This is a genomic window from Rhodococcus sp. NPDC019647 (assembly GCF_044389235.1).
GTDB lineage: Bacteria > Actinomycetota > Actinomycetes > Mycobacteriales > Mycobacteriaceae > Rhodococcus_F > Rhodococcus_F oxybenzonivorans.
Genome location: NZ_JBIRXS010000026.1, coordinates 16,500 through 34,124 on the forward strand (window position 1 = coordinate 16,500; position 17,625 = coordinate 34,124).

Sequence of the window (17,625 nt, forward strand, 5' to 3'; positions counted from 1 at the left end):
AAGTTCCGTAGCACCTTCGGGTGCACCTTCAGCTACTCGGCCGGCCGCTCGATCACCGGTCCGGGCTCGGACTCACGATAGAATCGCACCGCCTTCTCTCCGCCGGCGGATACTCCCGCGTTCCCACATTGATGCCCTTCCTCGGTCTCCACGATCAAATCTGGTTCGGAAGACTTCGGGAAAGCGGGAAAGCTCGGTCGTGCTGTGTCGCACGCTCTCCAGGTCAGGCGGCCACGACAGTGCGGACCTTCGGTGTGGCCCAGGAACCGGAGCGACGTCGTCGAACGCTGCGCTCCTGTCGATTGGAAGGAGTACCGCAAGAGGTAGACCTACTCGCTACGGCTGCCGCGTGACGCGGCATTCGATGCAGATCCGGTTCTCCGGCCCGACAGAGCTCTCAGCTTGACAGCTCGCCTCTGGCACTGATCAATTCGGTGATCTGGTGAACTGTGGTCTGAAGATGAGTCCGCACGATGCGCGCGCAGACTTTGCCCTTACGCGCCTTGAGGGCAGCAACGATTTCTTCGTGCTGTTGCTGCACTGCCTTACGGTAGTCGGGGTCTTCTTGCCCGTCAGGACTTACCGTGAGCTTGGCGTAGTTTGCCGAGGTGACACGAAGGTTACTCAGGATTTCGAACAGTCTGGGCCGGTTCGCGATCTTGTAGATGGTGTCGTGGAGCACGCCGTTGAGCTCGATGTAGCGGTCCGGCGCAGCCGATGACATCTCGGCGACGATGGCTTCCAGCTCTGTTACCTGATCGTCTGTGATGCATCTCGCCGCGAGTTCGGCGGCCAGTGGCTCCAGGGCGAGGCGGATCTCGTAGAGCTCCTCGAACTCCTCGGCAGCAGGTTGGAACACAACGACACTACGGTGCGCGTCTTGCTGCACGAGGCCTTCCCGCGTGAGTACCGCGAAGGCTTCGCGGACGGGTGTGGTGCTCACCCCGAACCGCTCGGCGACCTCGGTCTGACGCAGACGTGTTCCCGGCGGAAGCTCGCCCGAATGGACCATGTTGCGCAGTCTCTCGGCGACAAGGCCTGCTCGGGTAACGGATACCAATTTCTCCGATGTCACAACCAACTCCCACCCATTGACCCCTCCGCGTTGTCGGCGCGGGGACGCTTTCGTCAAGAGTATACGATCCGCCACCGAGGCCGCACAGAGTCATGCCGGCACCCGGTGCGGAAGGAATCCGTTTCTTTTGCCGGGGGCAACCCGAACTAGCTCGCGCCCCGTACGCAACCCCAACCGATGGTTCGTCACGATGTCGCCCATCTCGTACCAGCGATGAAGCTTCCCTTTGCCGCACCCAATTTGTATACTGTGCACTCGACAACTGGCAACTTCCTCGGCCTCGCGTGCGCATCAGAGCACAGCGTCGGAGCCGGACGTTCAGCTACAGGAGAGATTCGCGATGCCTTCAAACCCGACGCCACTGGCGGACTCGGTAAACATGCTGATGGATCGAGCCGCCATCGAAGACCTGATTACAACGCTCTTCCACTGCGTGGATACGAAGGATTTCGCGGGGGCCGCGAAGCTCTTCACAGAGGACGGCGAGATCGTGCTGCCGTTCGCGTCCTATCCGGCCACAGAGCTCGTCGAGACGTCGGAGCGCATATTCGCCCCCTTCCAGGCCACTCACCACATGATCGGGAACGTCGCGATCACGATCGATGCCGACTCCGCCCGGTCCCGGCACTACGTGCGGGCAACGCACGTTCCAGATACGACGGTGGCCTCTCGACACGCCGACGTCGGCGGCTGGTACCACTGGCAGTACCGGCGGACCCCCGAGGGGTGGCGCATCACCCGATACGAACTCACCTTCGTCTTCTCGGACGGCATCGAATTCGACCCGACTACATGAACTAAGTGCCCCGCTCCTGCCGCCCACCCCATGTCAGTGCGCTCGCGTGCGGCACCGGAGCACTGCTTCTGGTCGGTAGACGTGCCGCGTACCTGCTGACACTGCCGCTGCTGGCCATCACGAATGCCACGTTGCTATCCGGACTGCGGTCCGGATAGCATCGGCCTCGGGCCGGTTGGACTGCCCAAGGATGCCGGAAAGGCCCGGCAACCCAACGTTTTCGAGGAGAATCACATGACTGTTGCAGCGCCGACCGGCCTGGCGGCCGGAACCTGGGCCATCGACCCGGTGCACTCGTCGATCAACTTTTCCGTCCGCCATCTGATGGTCAGCAAGGTCCGCGGTACCTTCGGCGCCTTCAGCGGTGCCATTACCGTCGCCCAGGACGGCAGCCCCTCGGTGACCGCCGACATTGACGTCGCATCGTTGAATACCGGCAACGAGCAGCGCGATGCACATGTGAAGGCCGCGGATTTCTTCGACGTCGCGAAGTTTCCGACCGCCAGCTTCCGGTCCACCGGCGTCCAGGCCAAAGGCGACGACTACGTGCTCGACGGCGAGTTCACCCTTAAGGGCGTCACCAAGCCGATCAGCCTCGCGCTGGAATTCAACGGTGTCAACCCAGGCATGGGCCACGGCGAAGTAGCCGGTTTCGAGGCCTCAGTAGTGCTGAACCGCAAGGACTTCGGCATCGACCTCGACATGCCGTTGGAGTCCGGTGGCGCGGTCCTTGGCGACAAGATCAACATCACCCTCGAGATCGAGGCGCTCAAGCAGGCCTGACCCGGCTCGCGGGCGCGCGCGTATGACTACCGGCGGACGGCAAGTTCGGCGCCTGGACGGATCGCGCGCTCGCGTCGAGCTAAGCCGAGACTGCGGCACCGGTGAGCACATGCAACTGCACCACATTGGCGTGCAGAGCATCTTCGAGGTCAGCCATCGACTCCTGGCCGGCGCACACCGCCACATTGTCGACGGCTGGCAGTTGCATCCCGACATGGTCGGGACCAAAGCTGCCGGCATCTTCGATCCGCTCGTAGTTCGCCCTCGGAAAGCTGTACCAAGCCTTGGCTTTCAATAAGGAGCGCAGCGCCTACCGGGTCCAGCCGCTTATCCTGCAGCGCCTTGGCGCTCTGCAGCAGATGGACCTGTCGCGTCGCGGCAGCGGGCAGCGCCAAAGCAGCGGCACCCACCACGGCGGTCCTCCGGGCCTGTCGCATCGGCGGCAGCACGAGCGTGTCTCCTGTCCGGCACCGGTCCAGCGGACGCGACACCGTTTTGTGAACGAACGCGTGATCCAGTCCCCTTCTTAGCGTCTCGTCGCCACGCGCTAACCAGCGAACCCACGACGTCGAGGCGGACTCGGCAACACTGCGGTGGGTATGGCGTGCCAGCGGCCCCGATTCTCGTCCTCGCCTGGGCTGAGTGATTTCACCGTGCGCTCCTGGAAATCCTCGTCGGCGACGTCCTGTTCATCGACTGGTAAGGGCGTGGACTCGATCGCGATCTTTTTTCTGCTTCGTGGACGGCGTCGTAAGCCCCGCGCTCGTGAATCGTGGCCAGCGCACGGTGGGCTCCGGTCGAGCGCGTCCGCGGCCTCGTCCGCCCACGGGGGACACGGACCGTGGTCTGCGCCGCGGCTGCGGCCCTCATGCGACCGCGAGCTGCATTGATCGGAGGCGATTCCATCCGCGCCCTCCCCTAGCCTCTCGGCGTTCCCGCTACCCAGCGAAACCCAAGATGGCGTGGTCTCACGTTGGATCACCCCGCAACACCATGATTCACGGCCGGGAGGAAATCGCACCTGCCAGAATGTGGATCGCTAGGGCTCGCGATTACAGCACCGCGGAGGTCACATCACCGCCAGACGACGTGCACGGCGCAAACAGATGCAAGCGCATCCGGAAAGGCCGAGCAGTTGCCGCCAGGACCGCGTGGCATATTTCAACCACCTCGCGCTCCCCAGCTCCGGTGCAGTAGTCCACACCGGCATTGTGGAGTGCCGTGGGTAGTATTTCTCGTCAGCGTGCGCGGCGTGTGTGGTTCGCTATGAAATCACGCAGTCGGACGCGGATGTGGGGCTCCAGATGGCGTGCCGATGGTCCGTCGAGAATTTTGCCGAGCCGCGCCACGTAGCGTGCGGGTGTCATCCCGAACCCGACGAGGAGATCTCCGGTGTTTCCTCCCCCGTATGGGAGCCACCGCCGGGCGAACTCGAGGATCTGGGCGTCCTCGATGACAGAATCGTTCATCATGGAAGACCTCCTTGGTTATCGAAAGAAGCTTTGCGCGAATTGCTTTCACTTGAATGTCGAGGTTTCCGGCGCGGCAGGAGGAGCGGATGAGGGGTCCGGCCACGACGCCGGCGAGCCCCCGAACTCCTCGGCGGACTTGGCGTGCTCGACGAACTCTTCGGGCTTGACCCACCGTTCGGATCTCCCCGGTATCAGGCTGGTTGTTCGGACTGGATGGCGTGCTTGCGGAGTTCGCGGGTGGCCAGCACCATGCGGTGAACCTCGTCGGCACCGTCGATGAAGCGCATGGTGCGGGCCTGGGCCCAGAGCATCGCCAACGGGTGATCCTGTGTCATCCCACCGGCACCGTGGACTTGGATCGCCTTGTCGAGGACCCAGCCGACCGCGTCGGGGGCCGCGACTTTGATCGCGGAAATCTCGGTTCGCGCCTCCCGTGCACCCACGGTGTCGATCAGCCACGCAGTTCGGAGAACGAACAGCCGGAGCTGATCGATCTTGACGCGTGACTCCGCGATCCAATGCTGAATGATTCCCTGGTCAGCAAGTCGTTTGCCGAACGCAGTCCGCTCGTTCGCTCTGCGGCACATCAACTCGATGGCCCGCTCGGCCATGCCGATCATGCGCATGCAGTGGTGAATCCGGCCCGGACCGAGGCGGGCCTGCGCGAGTGCCTGTCCGCGCCCTCGTTCACCGAGCAGGTTCCGCTTGGGAACACGAACGTCCTCGAACCGGACTTCCGCATGCCCACCGTGGGCCCCGTGCGTGAAGCCGAACATCGACAGTCCCCGAACGAAGGTCACGCCCGGCGTGTCTCGGGGCACGAGTACCAGACTGTGTTGCGAGCGAGGATCCGCGTCCGGGTCGGACACGCCCATCACCACCAGAAGCTGACAGTCACTACTCATGGCTCCGGTCGACCACCACTTTCGGCCGTCGATCTTCCAGTGATCGCCCTCGTCAGTGATAGTCGTGGTCAGATTCGACGGATCCGATGATGAGACGTCGGGCTCGGTCATGCAATAGGCAGATCGGATGGTGCCTTCAAGCAGGGGCTCGAGCCACCGTTGCTGCTGCTCGTCGGTGCCGAAGAGGCTGAGCAGTTCCATGTTCCCGGTGTCGGGGGGATTGCAGTTGAATGCTTCCGGCGCCACCTCCGGACTCCACCCCGTCAGTTCGGCGATCGGGGCGTACTGGAGGTTCGACAGTCCGGCGCCCCGCGGATCATGTGGGAGGAACAAGTTCCACAGGCCCCGCGCTTTGGCTTCCTTCTTCAGGTCCGCCATGATCGCCGGTCGTTCCCACTGCCGGTCCCCGGCGGCGGGATCGTCGTGGAAGTGCTTTTCGGCGGGGAAGACGAACTCTTCCATGAATGCCGAGACCCGATCGCACATCTGCTGGGTGGTCGAGTCGAAGGTGAACTCCATGTCAGTCCTAAGTCCTTGTATTCGCGGTCGGGGGCGGTAGGTCAGGGAAGGGCCGCGAAGCCCCGCTCCGCGAGCGGCTGAACCATCGAACCGATGTCGTCGAACCCATCCCCCACCGTCTCGCCGTTGACGAAGCGAAGGTGGATGCCCTCCAAGATGACGGCCATCTTGTAGAAAGCGAAGCTCGAATACCAGCTCAACTCGCTGACATCGAATCCGGTAGTCCGTGTGTAGCGCTCGACGAGGTCGTCGAAGGAGGGGTATCCGGTGTGCGTCGACGGGGTGCCGGCAATGGGGTTGGTGATGCCCTCCCACCCCGACCAGAACAGATGCACCAAGCCGAGATCGGTAAGGGGGTCACCGAGAGTGGACATCTCCCAGTCGAGCACGGCGGCGATCGTCGGCTGCTCACCGATCCGCGCAATCATGTTGTCGAAACGGAAGTCACCGTGGACGATCGACGCCTCGGACTGCTGCGGCAGCCGCTCGCCGAGCCGCCTTCCCAGCTCTTCGAGCACCGGCAGCTCTCGGAATTTCGACGCGGCGAGTTGCTTCCGCCAGCGTCGCACCTGCCGCTCGAGAAACCCCGCCGGCCGGCCGAACGTGGTCAGGCCGAGCGAGTCGTAGTCGCGAGTGTGCAGCGCCGAGAGGCAGTCGATGTACTGGTAGGACAGTGCCGCGCGGTGGGCCGGCTCGACCTCACTGAAGTCGCTGTCCGTTCGAAGGACCTCGCCCTCGATCTTGTCCATGATGTAGAAGCTTCCCCCCGCATCCGGTGCGGCATCGTCGGCGTACACGATGCGAGGAACCGGGACAGGGCTGTTGGCCAGTGCCCGCTGCACGGCGACCTCACGCTGCATATCGTGTGCCGTTTCGAGGCGGTGCCCGATCGGTGGCCGGCGCAGGATCCACTTCCGGTTCGGGCTGGCGAGCTCGAAGGTCAAGTTCGATCGCCCACCGGCGAGGAGACGTACGGCGAGTTCGTCGGAGGAATCCAGTTCGAAAAGTTCCTCGAGCTTGCTCCGCACGTGGGCGAGATTGAAGGGCGCGGATCGCGCGATCTCATCGACCTGGTTCATAGGTTCCTCAATATCGTGACAAGTAGAAGTGTTCAGGGGTTGGGAACGATGCCCGTGCCGGCGGGAAGCTCGTTCCGAACGAGGATCTTCACGTGGTCGATCGTGCCCGCGGTCGGCCTGAGTGCCGCGAACACGTCGTGAACCGCGTCGAGGCTGGCGTACCCGGTCACCATGAGAGACGGGTCGAACCGCCGGAGAACCCGACGATAGGACTGCGACGGACTCATGCCGACGTGCGGCAGGACAAATTCGTCCCACCGACGTTCCCGTTCGTACCCATGGTTCGCTCAACGGTTTCGTATGAGAGCGGTCATTGCAGGTCCTCAGCTGCGAAGCCACTCGCGAGTTGCCGCTTGACCGCCGTCAGGTAACGGGCGGCGTCGGCGCCGTCGACGATGCGATGGTCGTACGACAGCGACAGATACGCCGTCGACCGCACCCCGATCTCGAGTTCCTCGATCTCGCCCCGAATTGGGACGACGCGATCGACGACGGTTCCGATCCCGAGGATGGCGGACTGTGGTTGATTGATGATCGGGGTGTCGAATAGTGCCCCGCGGCTGCCGGTATTGGTGATGGTGAACGTTCCGCCGGACAAGTCGTCGGCCCGGATCGTGCCCGTGCGGACACGATCCGCAGACTCGGCAATCGCGCGCGCCAGTTCAGGGATACTCAATGCCGCGGCGTTGCGGATGACAGGCACCATCAGTCCCTTGGCGCTGTCGACGGCCATCCCGAGGTGCACTGCACCGTGGTGTGTGACCTCGGTGTAGTCGGTGTTGAGCGAGGAGTTGATCACGGGGTGATCGGTGAGCGCCTCGACGGCCGCGGCAACGAAGAACGGCAGGAACGACAGCTTCACCCCGGTGCGACGGTAGAAGTCCTCCTTCTCCTGCGACCGAAGCCTCGCGATCGCGGTGACGTCGACCTCGACGACTGTCGTCAATTGCGCTGAGGTTTGCAGGGAGTCGAGCATCCGCCGCGCGATCGTGCGGCGAATCCGGGGCAGCTTCTCCACCCGGTCGCCTCTGCCTAGTTTCGTCGCCGCGGACGGTGACGGCTTGGTGACGGCAACCGGGTCGGCCACGCCCGGCGGAATGTGAGTGGGCGCCGGTGCAGTTGCAGGCGCGATGCCCGGTACCGGACTCGCAGAAGGCTCCTCTTCACCCTCCTCTCCCAGAAGAGCCAGTGCCGCACCGATCTCGACGACTGCATCCTCGGGGGCGAGGATCTCGAGGAGTGTCCCGGCAGCCGGGGAGGGGACCTCGGTGTCGACCTTGTCGGTGGCCACCTCGAGCAACGGTTCATCCTGCTCGATGTGGTCGCCGGAAGCTTTGAGCCAGCGGGTAATGGTCGCCTCGGTGACGTTCTCGCCGAGCGAGGGCAGCACCACCGTGACGGTGGTCTGAGTGGTGGTCATCTGTGTGGATCTCCTGGTCACTCGACAAGTGTTTTCAGCCGATGAGGTCGAGGGCGGCGCGGACGACGGCATCGGTGTCGATGCCGTGATAGCGGTAGACGTCGTCGAGGGAGCCGACCTGCCCGAACTTGCTGACGCCGAGTGCGGCGCCGGGGACCTGGTTGATCCCGGTCAGGAACGCGAGGGTGTGCGGGTGGCCGTCGAGGACGGTCACCATCGGTGCCGCCCGATCGGCGGGGAACACCTGGTCGAGGATCCAGGACGGGCCGTCGGCGAGGCCGCGGCGCGCCTGCACCGCCTCGAACAACCGTCCCGGGCTGGTGACGCACACGACGTCGGCGGCGATTCCCTGCTCGGCTAATCGGTCGGCGGCGGTGAGGGTTTCGGTGATCATGGCGCCCATCCCGACCAGGGTGACGGCCGGATTGCCGGTATGCCGGAGCGTGTACGCGCCGGCGACCACCTGACGGCGGCGGCGTTCCCGCGCGGCGGGGTCGGTGGGGACGGCGGCGAGGGTCTGATCGACCGGTCGGGTGGAGAGCCGCAGATACGACGAGGAGCCGTCCGGGCGGCCGAGGCGGGAGATGCTGTCGAGGAGGGTCCACTCGACGTCGATCGCGAAGGCGGGTTCGTAGCTCACACACCCGGGCTGTTCGAGGCCGATCGACGGGGTCTTGATCGACTGATGCGCCCCACCCTCCGCCGCCAACGTCACCCCAGACGGGGTGCCGACCAGGATCGACTGCCCACCCGCATAGATGCCGTACGACCACGGCTCGAGCGCCCGTTCGACGAACGGGTCGTACATCACCCCGATCGGGAACAGCGGCTGACCCCACCGACTCCAGGTGGCCCCCAGCTCACCCATCAACCCGACCAGATTGGTCTCGGCGATCCCCAGTTCCATGTGCTGCCCGGTGGGCTTTTCCCGCCAGTGCATGATCGTCTCGGCATCGTCGTCGAACCAGTTACGGCGCTCGTTCGGCGACCACACCCCCACCTTGTTCAACCACCCGGCCAGGTTCGTGGTGGAGCTGACGTCGGGGCTGACCGTCACCACCCGCTTCGCCGCCTCCGGCGCCTGACGGGACAGATCCAGCAGCGCCCGGCCCAACGCGGCCTGGGTCGTCGACGTCCCGGACGGGGTGCGGCCGATGTCCGCCGGCACCACGGGCGGGGTTGCCAATTCGACGGGGTCACGCCGCAGCCACTGGGCAACCGCATCGCAGACCCGGCCCGCGACACTGTCCGGCTCGAACCGGGCCCACGGATTCGCAGGGTCCATGCCCAGTTCCGCGGCCAGTTGCTCGTACTGCTCGATCGTCAGCAGCGACGAGTGATTCTGCGGGTGGCCCTGCGTGGGCAGGCGGTGGCCTTTAATTGTGTAGGCGATGATCACCGTGGGGCGGGTGTCGTCGATCTGCCCGTACGCCGCCCGCAGGGCGTCGAGGTCGTGGCCGCCGAGGTTACGGATCGCGCGCACCAGGGTGTCGTCGTCTAACTCGGCGATCAGCGACGCGATCGCGGCCGCATCCGGGCCGTCACCCGGCAACCGCACCCGCACCTGCCCGGCGTCGCACCGCAGCAGCCGCTGATACTCCGGGTTCTGCATGTCCAGGATTCGGGTCCGCAGCGCCGCACCGCCCGGGCGGGTGAACAGCGATTCGAGCAGGGTCCCGAATTTCACGGTGAGCACCTGCCAGCCGGCGGCGGAGAACATCGCCTCGAGCCGGCCGGCGGCGATGTTCGGCACCACCCGGTCCAACGACTGCCGATTCAGGTCGACGATCCACACGATCTCTCCGAGCTCCGATACGGAGGTGTCGAGGATCGCCTCCCACACGGCGCCCTCGTCCAGTTCTGCGTCACCGACGAGGGAGTACTGCCTGCCCGTGCCGGCGCCGCCGATGGCAGTGTCAACGTAGCGGCGGGCGATGGCACCCCAGATCGGGGCCGTCGCACCGATACCGACCGATCCGGTCGAATAGTCCACCGGATCAGGATCTTTCGATCTGCTTGGGTACGACTGCAGACCTCCGAACTCGCGCAACGCCGTCAGATACTTCTCGTCCAACTCACCGAGCAGGTAGTTGATCCCGTGCAACACCGGCGATGCATGGGGCTTCACCGACACCCGGTCACCGGGCCGAAGCTGCTCGAACCACAACGACGTCATGATGGTCGCGATCGACGCGCACGATGCCTGATGACCACCCACCTTCAACCCTGTCGGATTCGGGCGAACCCGGTTGGCATGATGAATCATTGCCGTCGACAACCACAACACGCGCTTCTCGATCTCCACAAGCGCTTGCGGAGTGGTCGCGCGCGGGGTGTGCTGCGAAGTGTGGTCGTCGATCGTGTGGGCGTAGTTCATCGTTTTCGTCCTTGCCTGTGAGTTCCTGGCACCGAACCCGATCCGCCAGCCCAGGTCGTGAGCGAGGCGGATCGGCGGTGACGGGCAGGCGGACCTTTGGGAACCGAACCTACCGCGGGGCGGCGTGGCGCCGTCCATGTGTCGAGTCCTTCTGTGAGAAATCAGGTTCCAGTTGATCATCGGCATACACTCCGGGCAATACCGATCGCAGAGTTTCAGCATTCTGCGCACCATCCCGCGCTCCCCCGAGTTGGAGGTTGTCACAATGCCCAGCACACCCGCCGTCGATTCCCTCGACGCCCGCATCCTCGGCGCACTCAACGATGATCCGCGAGCAACGGTGATCGCGCTGGCCGACAAGACGGGTCTGTCCCGGAACACGGTGCAGGCCCGGCTCGGCAAACTCGAAGCGCAGGGAGTGCTGCATTCGTTCGAACGACGCATCGACCCCGGCGCCCTCGGGTACCCGCTGACCGCCTTCATTCTCACCAGCGTCATGCAGCGGATGCTGTCTCAAATCGCGGAGGCGCTCAACGGAATACCCGAAGTGGTCGAGGTGCACGGACTCAGCGGTGTCACAGACCTCCTCATCCACGTCGTCGCCCATGACGCCGACGACCTCTACCGCATCGCCGGCCACATCCTCGACATCGACGGGGTGGAGAAGACGACCACCGCACTCGTCATGCGCAAACTCGTCGACTACCGCCTCACACCCCTGCTCAAACAACTCGTCGACAAGGACTGATCGGGTTCGGCGTGGGCATCTTGCCCACCGCACTTCCGCCGGATCGGTACTTCGTGTGCAGTCTGCGCAATGGCGTCGGCGGCGATTGTAGGTTGTCAGCGGTGATGCTTGAATGGTCGCCCGAGCTCGCCCACCCCCGAGCCTTGTCCCTTCACGCGCACCATCCTCCGATCCCGAGGATGTCCGGCAGGTCGCGAAGGCGTCGCATCCGAGTCGTTGTCGACCGTGTCGTCGTCGACCGTATGGATCCGACAAACCGTTTTGATCCGAGGATTCCCATGAGTGCACCGACCCGACTCGACCGCCCCGCTCGCCGTACCTGTGCTGACACACGTCACCTGCCACAGCTGGTAACCGGGGCGCAGGCTGTCGTGCGCACCTTCGAGGAACTTCGGTGTGGATTGTGTTTCGGGATCCCCGGTGGTGCGATCCTGCCGTCGACGCCCCTCCTCGACGACCCGCGTCCGGCACGTGCTGGTCCGCCATGAACAGGGCGCAGGGCACGCCGCCACCGGATACGCCCAGGCCACCGGCAAGGTCGGGGTTTGCATGGCCCCGTCCGGCCCCGGTGCGACGAACCTGTTACCCCGCTCGCGGACGCGCAGATGGACTCCGACCCGGTTGTCAGGTCGCCCGCGGGCTCCGGGCACCGTCGGCGAAAGCCGAGCGCCGTCGCCGACATCCTGACCCGGATCGAGGCGCACCTCGCACAGCACGACGGCTACGTCGCGTTCTCCGGCGGCAAGGACTCCCTCGTCGTCCTCGACCTCGCCCGCCGCGTCGAACCAGAGGCCCCGGTGGTGTTCTTCGACTCTGGCCTCGACTACCCCGAAACCTACGACTACCTCACCGAACTCGCCCACACCTGTCGACTGGACCTGCACCGCATCCCCACCGACCCCCCACTACTGCAGGTCCTCACCGACTCCGGCCTGTGGGACCACGCCGCACCGACCGACGCCGCGGCGGCCGCGCGAGTGGATCTGCATGAAGCGTTGATCGCGGAACCCGCCCGACGAGCCCACCAACTTCTCGGGCCCGGTGAACTGTGGGGTGTACGGGCCGACGAATCCGCCGCCCGCCGGCACCTATTCACGCGCGAGGGCTGCCGCGACGGCATCATCACGCGCGGCGGTGTCGACGATTCCGATGCGAGGATGTGTCATCGCAGGTCCTCCGCCATCGCACGAGGAGAGGGAACGCGCTCGACGGCGGTTCGCAGCCTGTCTGATGCAATTCCCGAGGGTTGATGCAGATATGGCTTCGACGACTGCGGCCTCACGTGACCGAGTAAGGTCTGGATCTCGTCGAGCATCGCCCCCGAGTCGGCCAGATTGCTGGCGAACCCGTGACGCCCCTGATGCGGCGAGATTCTCCGCGACAGTTGGGCCCGCCTACCCAGCGTGACGAACATTTCGTTGAGCGCCCCAACACTCATCGGCGCCCCCAGAGGCTCCCGAAACAGGTTGACCAGCAGGAAGTCGCAGTTCGCCGCTGCAGATTGTGCATCGCGCTCGAGGAGGTAAAGGTCCATGGCACGAACGGTGAGAAAGTCCAGGGGAACCGCTCGTTGCCTGCGGGATTTCGCCCATGCGCCGTTCGGATTTGTCCGGCGCACCACATGCAGGTGTGCACCCGCTACCGCGCACTCGTGAACCGAGTTGTCCGGGAGCATGTGCAAGTCGCAGCGACGCAGTCCGGCAGCCTCACCGCGGCGCAGTCCGACGCGAGCGAGCAAGAAGACGATCAATCGGTCACGCGCGTTCCTGCAAGCCTTGAACAGTGCCACGATCTCAGCGTCGGTGGCGCGGTCTACGGTCGATTCGGGTTGATGCAGTCCGTGCCGCGCCCGCATCCGATAGCGCAGATCGCCGGACTCATTTTGCGCGGCCAGGGGAAGATCCTGGGAGTCGGCGACCTCGTAGAGCTGTTCTGTTACCCAGCCAGGAAGCTCGTTCGCGGCCACCGCGAACCTCAGAAAGCCGCGCGTGGCAGTGAGAATCCAGTTAATCCGGGACGCGCCGCGCACAGGATCCACACCAGGGCCGACCAGCACACGGTCGCTGCGCGCGGGAGTGTGCTTCAACCACACAATGAACAGGCCTAAATCTCTTGCAGCGGTGGCCCAGTCGCGTCCGGTGCTCAGCGACCATCGCCGGCAACAGTCCGATCATCACCAACTCCACTAGAACTGATTCCACCAGGACGCGAACGAGTTCCACCACGTCCACGGCCAGATCGCCACGTTCCCGATACCTGCAGGAAGGTCGAACACAGCACCGGTCATGACTGCGTAGTTCGGGATAACTTCCCGACCATGCTGTGTATCGGCACCGCGGCCCTCAGCGCTACCTATCCGACAAGCTCGTGGCGCATCCACCAGCTCACCCCCACTTTCGGCATCTAGATGCTCGAATGTTACTGCGGCACAGTCATATTGAACCACCCCCGTCGGGGTCGACCGATGTCCCCGCGCCGATCCCCGGTCTCGCTCGCCCGGTGCTCGACGAACTTCGAACGTGTCATATCGTTCCTGCCCCGGTGACCGGGAACGCCAACACTGCGGCAGGATGCTGTGGTTCCGGGGTAACTCCGCAGGCCGTTGTCCTGGCTCTGTGCTCCTCAGAGTGCGAGCAGCCGCTGGAAAAACTCGCGGTACCGCTTGAGCGCGAGACGAAGATCCTCCGTCGAGCCCTCTTCGCCCCGAGCCCACTGCTCCTCGAGCCGCGAACGGGTCTCCGAGAATCCGGTGGTGATCCGGTCGACGACGTCCGACACGAGACCGTCGGCCTTCTGAACGCACTCTTTGGGATCATCGACGAAGCCCGACTGAACCTCGTCCCAACGCGAGCGGAGGACCGACAGCTCGTCCTCACCAAAAAGTGTCTGATCAGACGCTGATTCGGTTACCTCAGGGGACGGTTGGGCTTTCTCCGTCGAGCTGACGGGCTCCTCAGTCGAGCGCTGGTCTCCAACCGGAGAACTGGATGCGTCTGTGGGCCGCTGGTCATCGACCGGAGAATTAGAGGCGTTCGTGGACCGCTGGTCCTCCACCGGAGTACCGGAGGTGTCCGTGGACCGCTCGGTGCTCTCGGCTGCGGGGCCGGGAGCCTCGGTCGGCGATTCGGTGGTTTCGGCGCCCGGTGCGGTTCCCTCACCCGAAGTGCCGGGCGCCGTCGTCGGTGATTCACCCCGCCCGGTCGGGCTGGCACTCTCGGGTTGCTGATCTGGGGTGGTCATGCGCGCGTCTCCTTCGGCTTGTCTTTGTTCTCATCCGTCTCGAGCAACTGCTCGAATAGCGCCCGATAATGTACGAACGCCTCACGCTGATCCTCGGTACCGACGTCGCCCTGCTCCTGCGCCAGATAAATGCTGTGCGCCCTTCGGTAGTTCTCGACGACCTTCGGGTGATCCACCGAAATGTCGGCCGCCCGCTGATCGAAGTCGTCGATCGGGTAACCACGCTCGCGCATGACCTGGATCACGAGCCGGTCTGCCGCCCCGACCGCACTGGACGGATTGTCGACGAACTCGATCTGCACCGTCCGCCACGAGTCGGCGTACTTCGCACGCGCCTCGGGCGGCAACGAGACGATATCGAGCTTCTCCCGCTTTCGTTCGCGCGCGGCGAGCTCGTCTTCCGCGGCATCGAGGTTGCCGACCTCTCCCACAGTCCGCTCGTACTCGGGACCAAACCGTCCCCTCAGCCGTTCCGTCCGCTGACGGCTGCTGACCACGCGCGCAACGATGACCGCCACCACGGCAATCACGACGATGACCGCGATCAGGATCCATCCCCAAACAGGCATTCCTCAGACCTCCTCGTTCCTCGAACGGGATACCCGAGCGGCTTGCTCGGAAACGCAATTGCGCACCCCGCCGATCGGGCGACCACCCTGGCGCGCCTGAGACAAACGGTGCTCCGAAGGGTCCAGCGCTGCCGGCCGTCCTGGTCCGCGCGAAACAGCCGCTCCGCCCACCGGACGGTCGACCCCGCCGAAAACGCTGGCCGACCTCGCGGTGATCCCGGCGTCGATGGCTGCAAGTCGGTCGTCGTCAGCCACACGGCGGAGGTCGATCATCGACGTCGATCATCGACGTTGACGTCGAACGTGGGGATGCTCGGAAACCGCCGGTGTGAGTCGATATCACCTCAGGGCCGAGGAGCCGCCACCGCCCCTGCGGCCGTGGCCCGCCGGGCCCGTGCAGAGGCGTGGTCTCACGCCGTGATCCCGACATATCAACAACAACGCGGCGGCTGGGGTCAGCGGGCTTTGCCGGTGAACGACACTGTCACGTACTCGCTTCGACCCGCCAGCAGCCAGAACACCGTGCAAGCCCGCGGGCCCACAAACCTTGGGCAGCGAACCGCCGCCGCGCCCACCGGCCCGCAAAGGCCGGCCAGACCATCACCATCAGCATCGACGCGGACGGCAACCTGAACGGCCCATCCCCGGCAGCCGGAAACACCGTGGCCGCCACATGCACAGTATCGAGCACCCGTGGCCGGCGCCATCGTTCTCTCCGCGGCACTCGAACAGACTGCAACCGAAGCCAGTTACGGCGCTGGCACAGGGAGTGGAAACAGTTCGACATTCCACCCCGATGACCCAGCGTGCGATCTCGCGTTCCCACCCTGGTGCGGGCGGGGTGCGCAGCTACCGGTGATCGATGCGTCAGCGCGGGCCGAGTTCGTCTCCCAGGCGGCAGCGCGCGTCAATGACCGGGACCCCGTGACAGTCATATCACTATGCGCTGCAGGGCTTTCGCCGAGTCGAGGATCGCCGGATGCTCCAGGTTCAAGGGCTCAACCCGCACCAGAGCGGGTCGCAACCAGGAAGCCAACACCGACCACTGCGGGCGGTGATACGACCACCACGACACCGCCTGCCACGCCCGACCCCCCGTGTGGGGTTCGGTCTCCGACCAGATCCGATGCCCCCACCCCTGGGTGGCCGTCAGATTCCGGGTCACCACCTGGGTGGGCCGCAGCCCCAACCGCACCAACTGGGCCGGGCCGTCCAGATCGAGGATCCGCAGATCATCGGGCAACTCGAACACCCCCAGCGCCCGCCGCGACCCCGGCAGCAGCGGGAACTCCAACATCGACGCCTCCCAGCGGGCGAGGTTCCCGAAACTCTCCCCGCACGCCGCCTCCGCCAGCCGGGAGAGATACCAGACGTGATAATCCGGGTGATCGACCCGACCGCCGCGCTGCGGCCGATGCTCATACAACGGGTGCCCCGGCTCCCCCGGTACCGCCGCGGACAGAAACGGGAAGATGCGGTAAACCAGCACTCAGACGGCCCCGCCCCACGCCTGCGCATCCAACGCCTCGAGCACCGGAGCAGGCCCGGACAGCTGCAGCACATCGAGCGGACGCGCACCGCCCAAGTACGCGTTGGCACTCTCGAGCCACGTGTGGGCGGCCGTCTCCCCCCAGACCAGGCGGGCGCGGGCCAGGACGTGCTCGAGGTCGATCAACAACGGCGCCGCGGCCGGGCCCGGCCGCTCCACGCCCTTGATCCACCGCGAGGGCTGCGATCGGTTCACCCCGACGATCGCCGCGAGCTGTGTTCCACCGAACGCGCCGGTCAGGTAGCGCACCCGCTCTGCCGACAACGGATCATCGGCGGCCACCCGCGGCGACCTACCCCCGTGACCACTTGCCCGCGCCGCACGCCCCGCGGCCTTCTTCGCCGCAGCCGCCGCCGTTGCCTCGTCTCGCGCCTTCACCGTCGCCATACACCCATCCTACCCAACATATGTGTTGGGTAACACCCGGTCCCCGCGGCCGTGACCCTGAGCCGGGCCGGAGCACACCGAAGAATCATTGAATGGCTAGCGAACCGCCTGACCTGCTCCTGATTACGCCAGAATCTTCGATTCCCGATCAGTCACCCGAAGCGGCCGCTCGACGTGGGACGACGACTAACGTGAGGACACGCTTTCCGCACCTTCGCAGACCGAGGAGTCCGACATGGCCTCGCCGATCTCCTCCGGACGGCGTACCGGCGCCACTCTCGCTCTGGCCGCTGCGACGGTTCTGATCGGCTCGGCCCCCGCCGGTGCCGGCCCCGCCGCCCCGCCGATTCCACGGGGCTCCCTCGTGTTCGTCAACGACGTGCTCGGTCCGCAGGACCCCGGCTTCTTCAACCCCGACGTGCCGGGAACCCGCGTTCTCCACTCCACTCGAGCCCGGGGTGAGCGTGCTGTGCACCAGCGGCTTCGAACCGACCCCCGGCTGCTCGACACTCGACATGCGCGACTGGACCTCGCCGCAGCGCTCCCTCGTATTCGTTGACGTACCCGTGATCGGACGGGCACCACTGCGTGTGTGGATGGACATCCTCCCCCGCCTGTGACGAGGGCGCCCTGGGCCAACTAATGGAACACCTCTTCCCTCACTGACAGCGGGCATTCTCAGGTGCGTGCGAGCCGCCACCCTCGG

The 17,625-nt window shown here is 65.2% G+C and carries 18 protein-coding genes and 1 pseudogene; 6 read left to right on the forward strand and 13 right to left on the reverse strand.

Translation table 11 applies throughout. The features are described from left to right. Positions 1 to 397: 397 nt before the first annotated feature. Complete coding sequence (locus tag ACH49N_RS30425) at positions 398 to 1,150, reverse strand: GntR family transcriptional regulator (protein ID WP_397504820.1); 753 nt, start codon at positions 1,148 to 1,150, stop codon at positions 398 to 400. Positions 1,151 to 1,415: 265 nt separating this feature from the next. Here ACH49N_RS30425 and ACH49N_RS30430 point away from each other — a divergent pair, with 265 nt between their 5' ends. Further along, on the forward strand, positions 1,416 to 1,871 hold the full coding sequence (locus ACH49N_RS30430) for a nuclear transport factor 2 family protein (RefSeq protein ID WP_358276517.1): 456 nt from the start codon (positions 1,416 to 1,418) through the stop codon (positions 1,869 to 1,871). A 234-nt stretch (positions 1,872 to 2,105) separates the two neighbouring features. Beyond that, a complete protein-coding gene (locus ACH49N_RS30435) occupies positions 2,106 to 2,654 on the forward strand; it encodes a YceI family protein (RefSeq protein WP_206017156.1) in 549 nt (182 codons plus the stop codon). Positions 2,655 to 2,733: 79 nt separating this feature from the next. Here the strand turns inward: ACH49N_RS30435 and ACH49N_RS30440 are convergent, their stop codons facing one another. From ACH49N_RS30440 to ACH49N_RS30470, 7 genes are all read right to left on the reverse strand, one after another. Then, a complete protein-coding gene (locus tag ACH49N_RS30440) occupies positions 2,734 to 2,862 on the reverse strand; it encodes a hypothetical protein (protein ID WP_358276516.1) in 129 nt (42 codons plus the stop codon). 1,030 nt (positions 2,863 to 3,892) lie between these two features. Beyond that, on the reverse strand, positions 3,893 to 4,126 hold the full coding sequence (locus ACH49N_RS30445) for a DUF3263 domain-containing protein (RefSeq protein WP_358276515.1): 234 nt from the start codon (positions 4,124 to 4,126) through the stop codon (positions 3,893 to 3,895). 191 nt (positions 4,127 to 4,317) lie between these two features. Further along, positions 4,318 to 5,550 (reverse strand): acyl-CoA dehydrogenase family protein, encoded by a 1,233-nt coding sequence (locus tag ACH49N_RS30450; RefSeq protein WP_358276514.1) that lies wholly within the window; start codon positions 5,548 to 5,550, stop codon positions 4,318 to 4,320. A gap of 41 nt (positions 5,551 to 5,591) precedes the next feature. Beyond that, positions 5,592 to 6,629, reverse strand: coding sequence for a phosphotransferase family protein (locus ACH49N_RS30455; protein ID WP_358276513.1), 1,038 nt, complete (start codon positions 6,627 to 6,629; stop codon positions 5,592 to 5,594). A gap of 32 nt (positions 6,630 to 6,661) precedes the next feature. Next, complete coding sequence (locus ACH49N_RS30460) at positions 6,662 to 6,856, reverse strand: hypothetical protein (protein WP_358276512.1); 195 nt, start codon at positions 6,854 to 6,856, stop codon at positions 6,662 to 6,664. A gap of 83 nt (positions 6,857 to 6,939) precedes the next feature. Further along, a complete protein-coding gene (locus tag ACH49N_RS30465; RefSeq protein ID WP_358276511.1) occupies positions 6,940 to 8,049 on the reverse strand; it encodes a 2-oxo acid dehydrogenase subunit E2 in 1,110 nt (369 codons plus the stop codon). Between the two features lie 34 nt (positions 8,050 to 8,083). Then, positions 8,084 to 10,426 carry a transketolase-like TK C-terminal-containing protein gene (locus ACH49N_RS30470; RefSeq protein WP_358276510.1) on the reverse strand — a complete coding sequence of 781 codons (2,343 nt, stop codon included), beginning with the start codon at positions 10,424 to 10,426 and terminating at the stop codon, positions 8,084 to 8,086. Between the two features lie 265 nt (positions 10,427 to 10,691). Between ACH49N_RS30470 and ACH49N_RS30475 the strand changes: the two genes are divergently transcribed. From ACH49N_RS30475 to ACH49N_RS30485, 3 genes and pseudogenes are all read left to right on the forward strand, one after another. Then, complete coding sequence (locus ACH49N_RS30475; protein WP_358276509.1) at positions 10,692 to 11,174, forward strand: Lrp/AsnC family transcriptional regulator; 483 nt, start codon at positions 10,692 to 10,694, stop codon at positions 11,172 to 11,174. 278 nt (positions 11,175 to 11,452) lie between these two features. After that, positions 11,453 to 11,800 (forward strand): annotated as a pseudogene (locus ACH49N_RS30480) (thiamine pyrophosphate-binding protein); the annotation flags it as partial. Then, complete coding sequence (locus ACH49N_RS30485) at positions 11,780 to 12,424, forward strand: phosphoadenosine phosphosulfate reductase family protein (RefSeq protein ID WP_397504822.1); 645 nt, start codon at positions 11,780 to 11,782, stop codon at positions 12,422 to 12,424. The pseudogene ACH49N_RS30480 and the gene ACH49N_RS30485, both read left to right, overlap by 21 nt. Here ACH49N_RS30485 and ACH49N_RS30490 read toward each other — a convergent pair. The 5 genes from ACH49N_RS30490 to ACH49N_RS30510 form a co-directional block, all read right to left on the reverse strand. Beyond that, entirely contained in the window at positions 12,337 to 13,140 is an 804-nt protein-coding gene (locus tag ACH49N_RS30490) for a site-specific integrase (protein ID WP_358276508.1), read from the reverse strand. The genes ACH49N_RS30485 and ACH49N_RS30490 overlap by 88 nt on opposite strands. A gap of 656 nt (positions 13,141 to 13,796) precedes the next feature. Beyond that, a complete protein-coding gene (locus tag ACH49N_RS30495) occupies positions 13,797 to 14,414 on the reverse strand; it encodes a hypothetical protein (RefSeq protein ID WP_358276507.1) in 618 nt (205 codons plus the stop codon). Then, entirely contained in the window at positions 14,411 to 14,983 is a 573-nt protein-coding gene (locus ACH49N_RS30500) for a hypothetical protein (protein WP_358276506.1), read from the reverse strand. Before ACH49N_RS30500 ends, ACH49N_RS30495 begins: the two co-directional genes overlap by 4 nt. Positions 14,984 to 15,914: 931 nt before the next feature. Next, a complete protein-coding gene (locus tag ACH49N_RS30505) occupies positions 15,915 to 16,472 on the reverse strand; it encodes an RES family NAD+ phosphorylase (RefSeq protein WP_358276505.1) in 558 nt (185 codons plus the stop codon). Then, on the reverse strand, positions 16,473 to 16,919 hold the full coding sequence (locus tag ACH49N_RS30510; protein ID WP_358276504.1) for an antitoxin Xre/MbcA/ParS toxin-binding domain-containing protein: 447 nt from the start codon (positions 16,917 to 16,919) through the stop codon (positions 16,473 to 16,475). A gap of 235 nt (positions 16,920 to 17,154) precedes the next feature. Here ACH49N_RS30510 and ACH49N_RS30515 point away from each other — a divergent pair, with 235 nt between their 5' ends. Then, a complete protein-coding gene (locus ACH49N_RS30515) occupies positions 17,155 to 17,478 on the forward strand; it encodes a hypothetical protein (protein WP_358276503.1) in 324 nt (107 codons plus the stop codon). Positions 17,479 to 17,625: the final 147 nt, after the last annotated feature.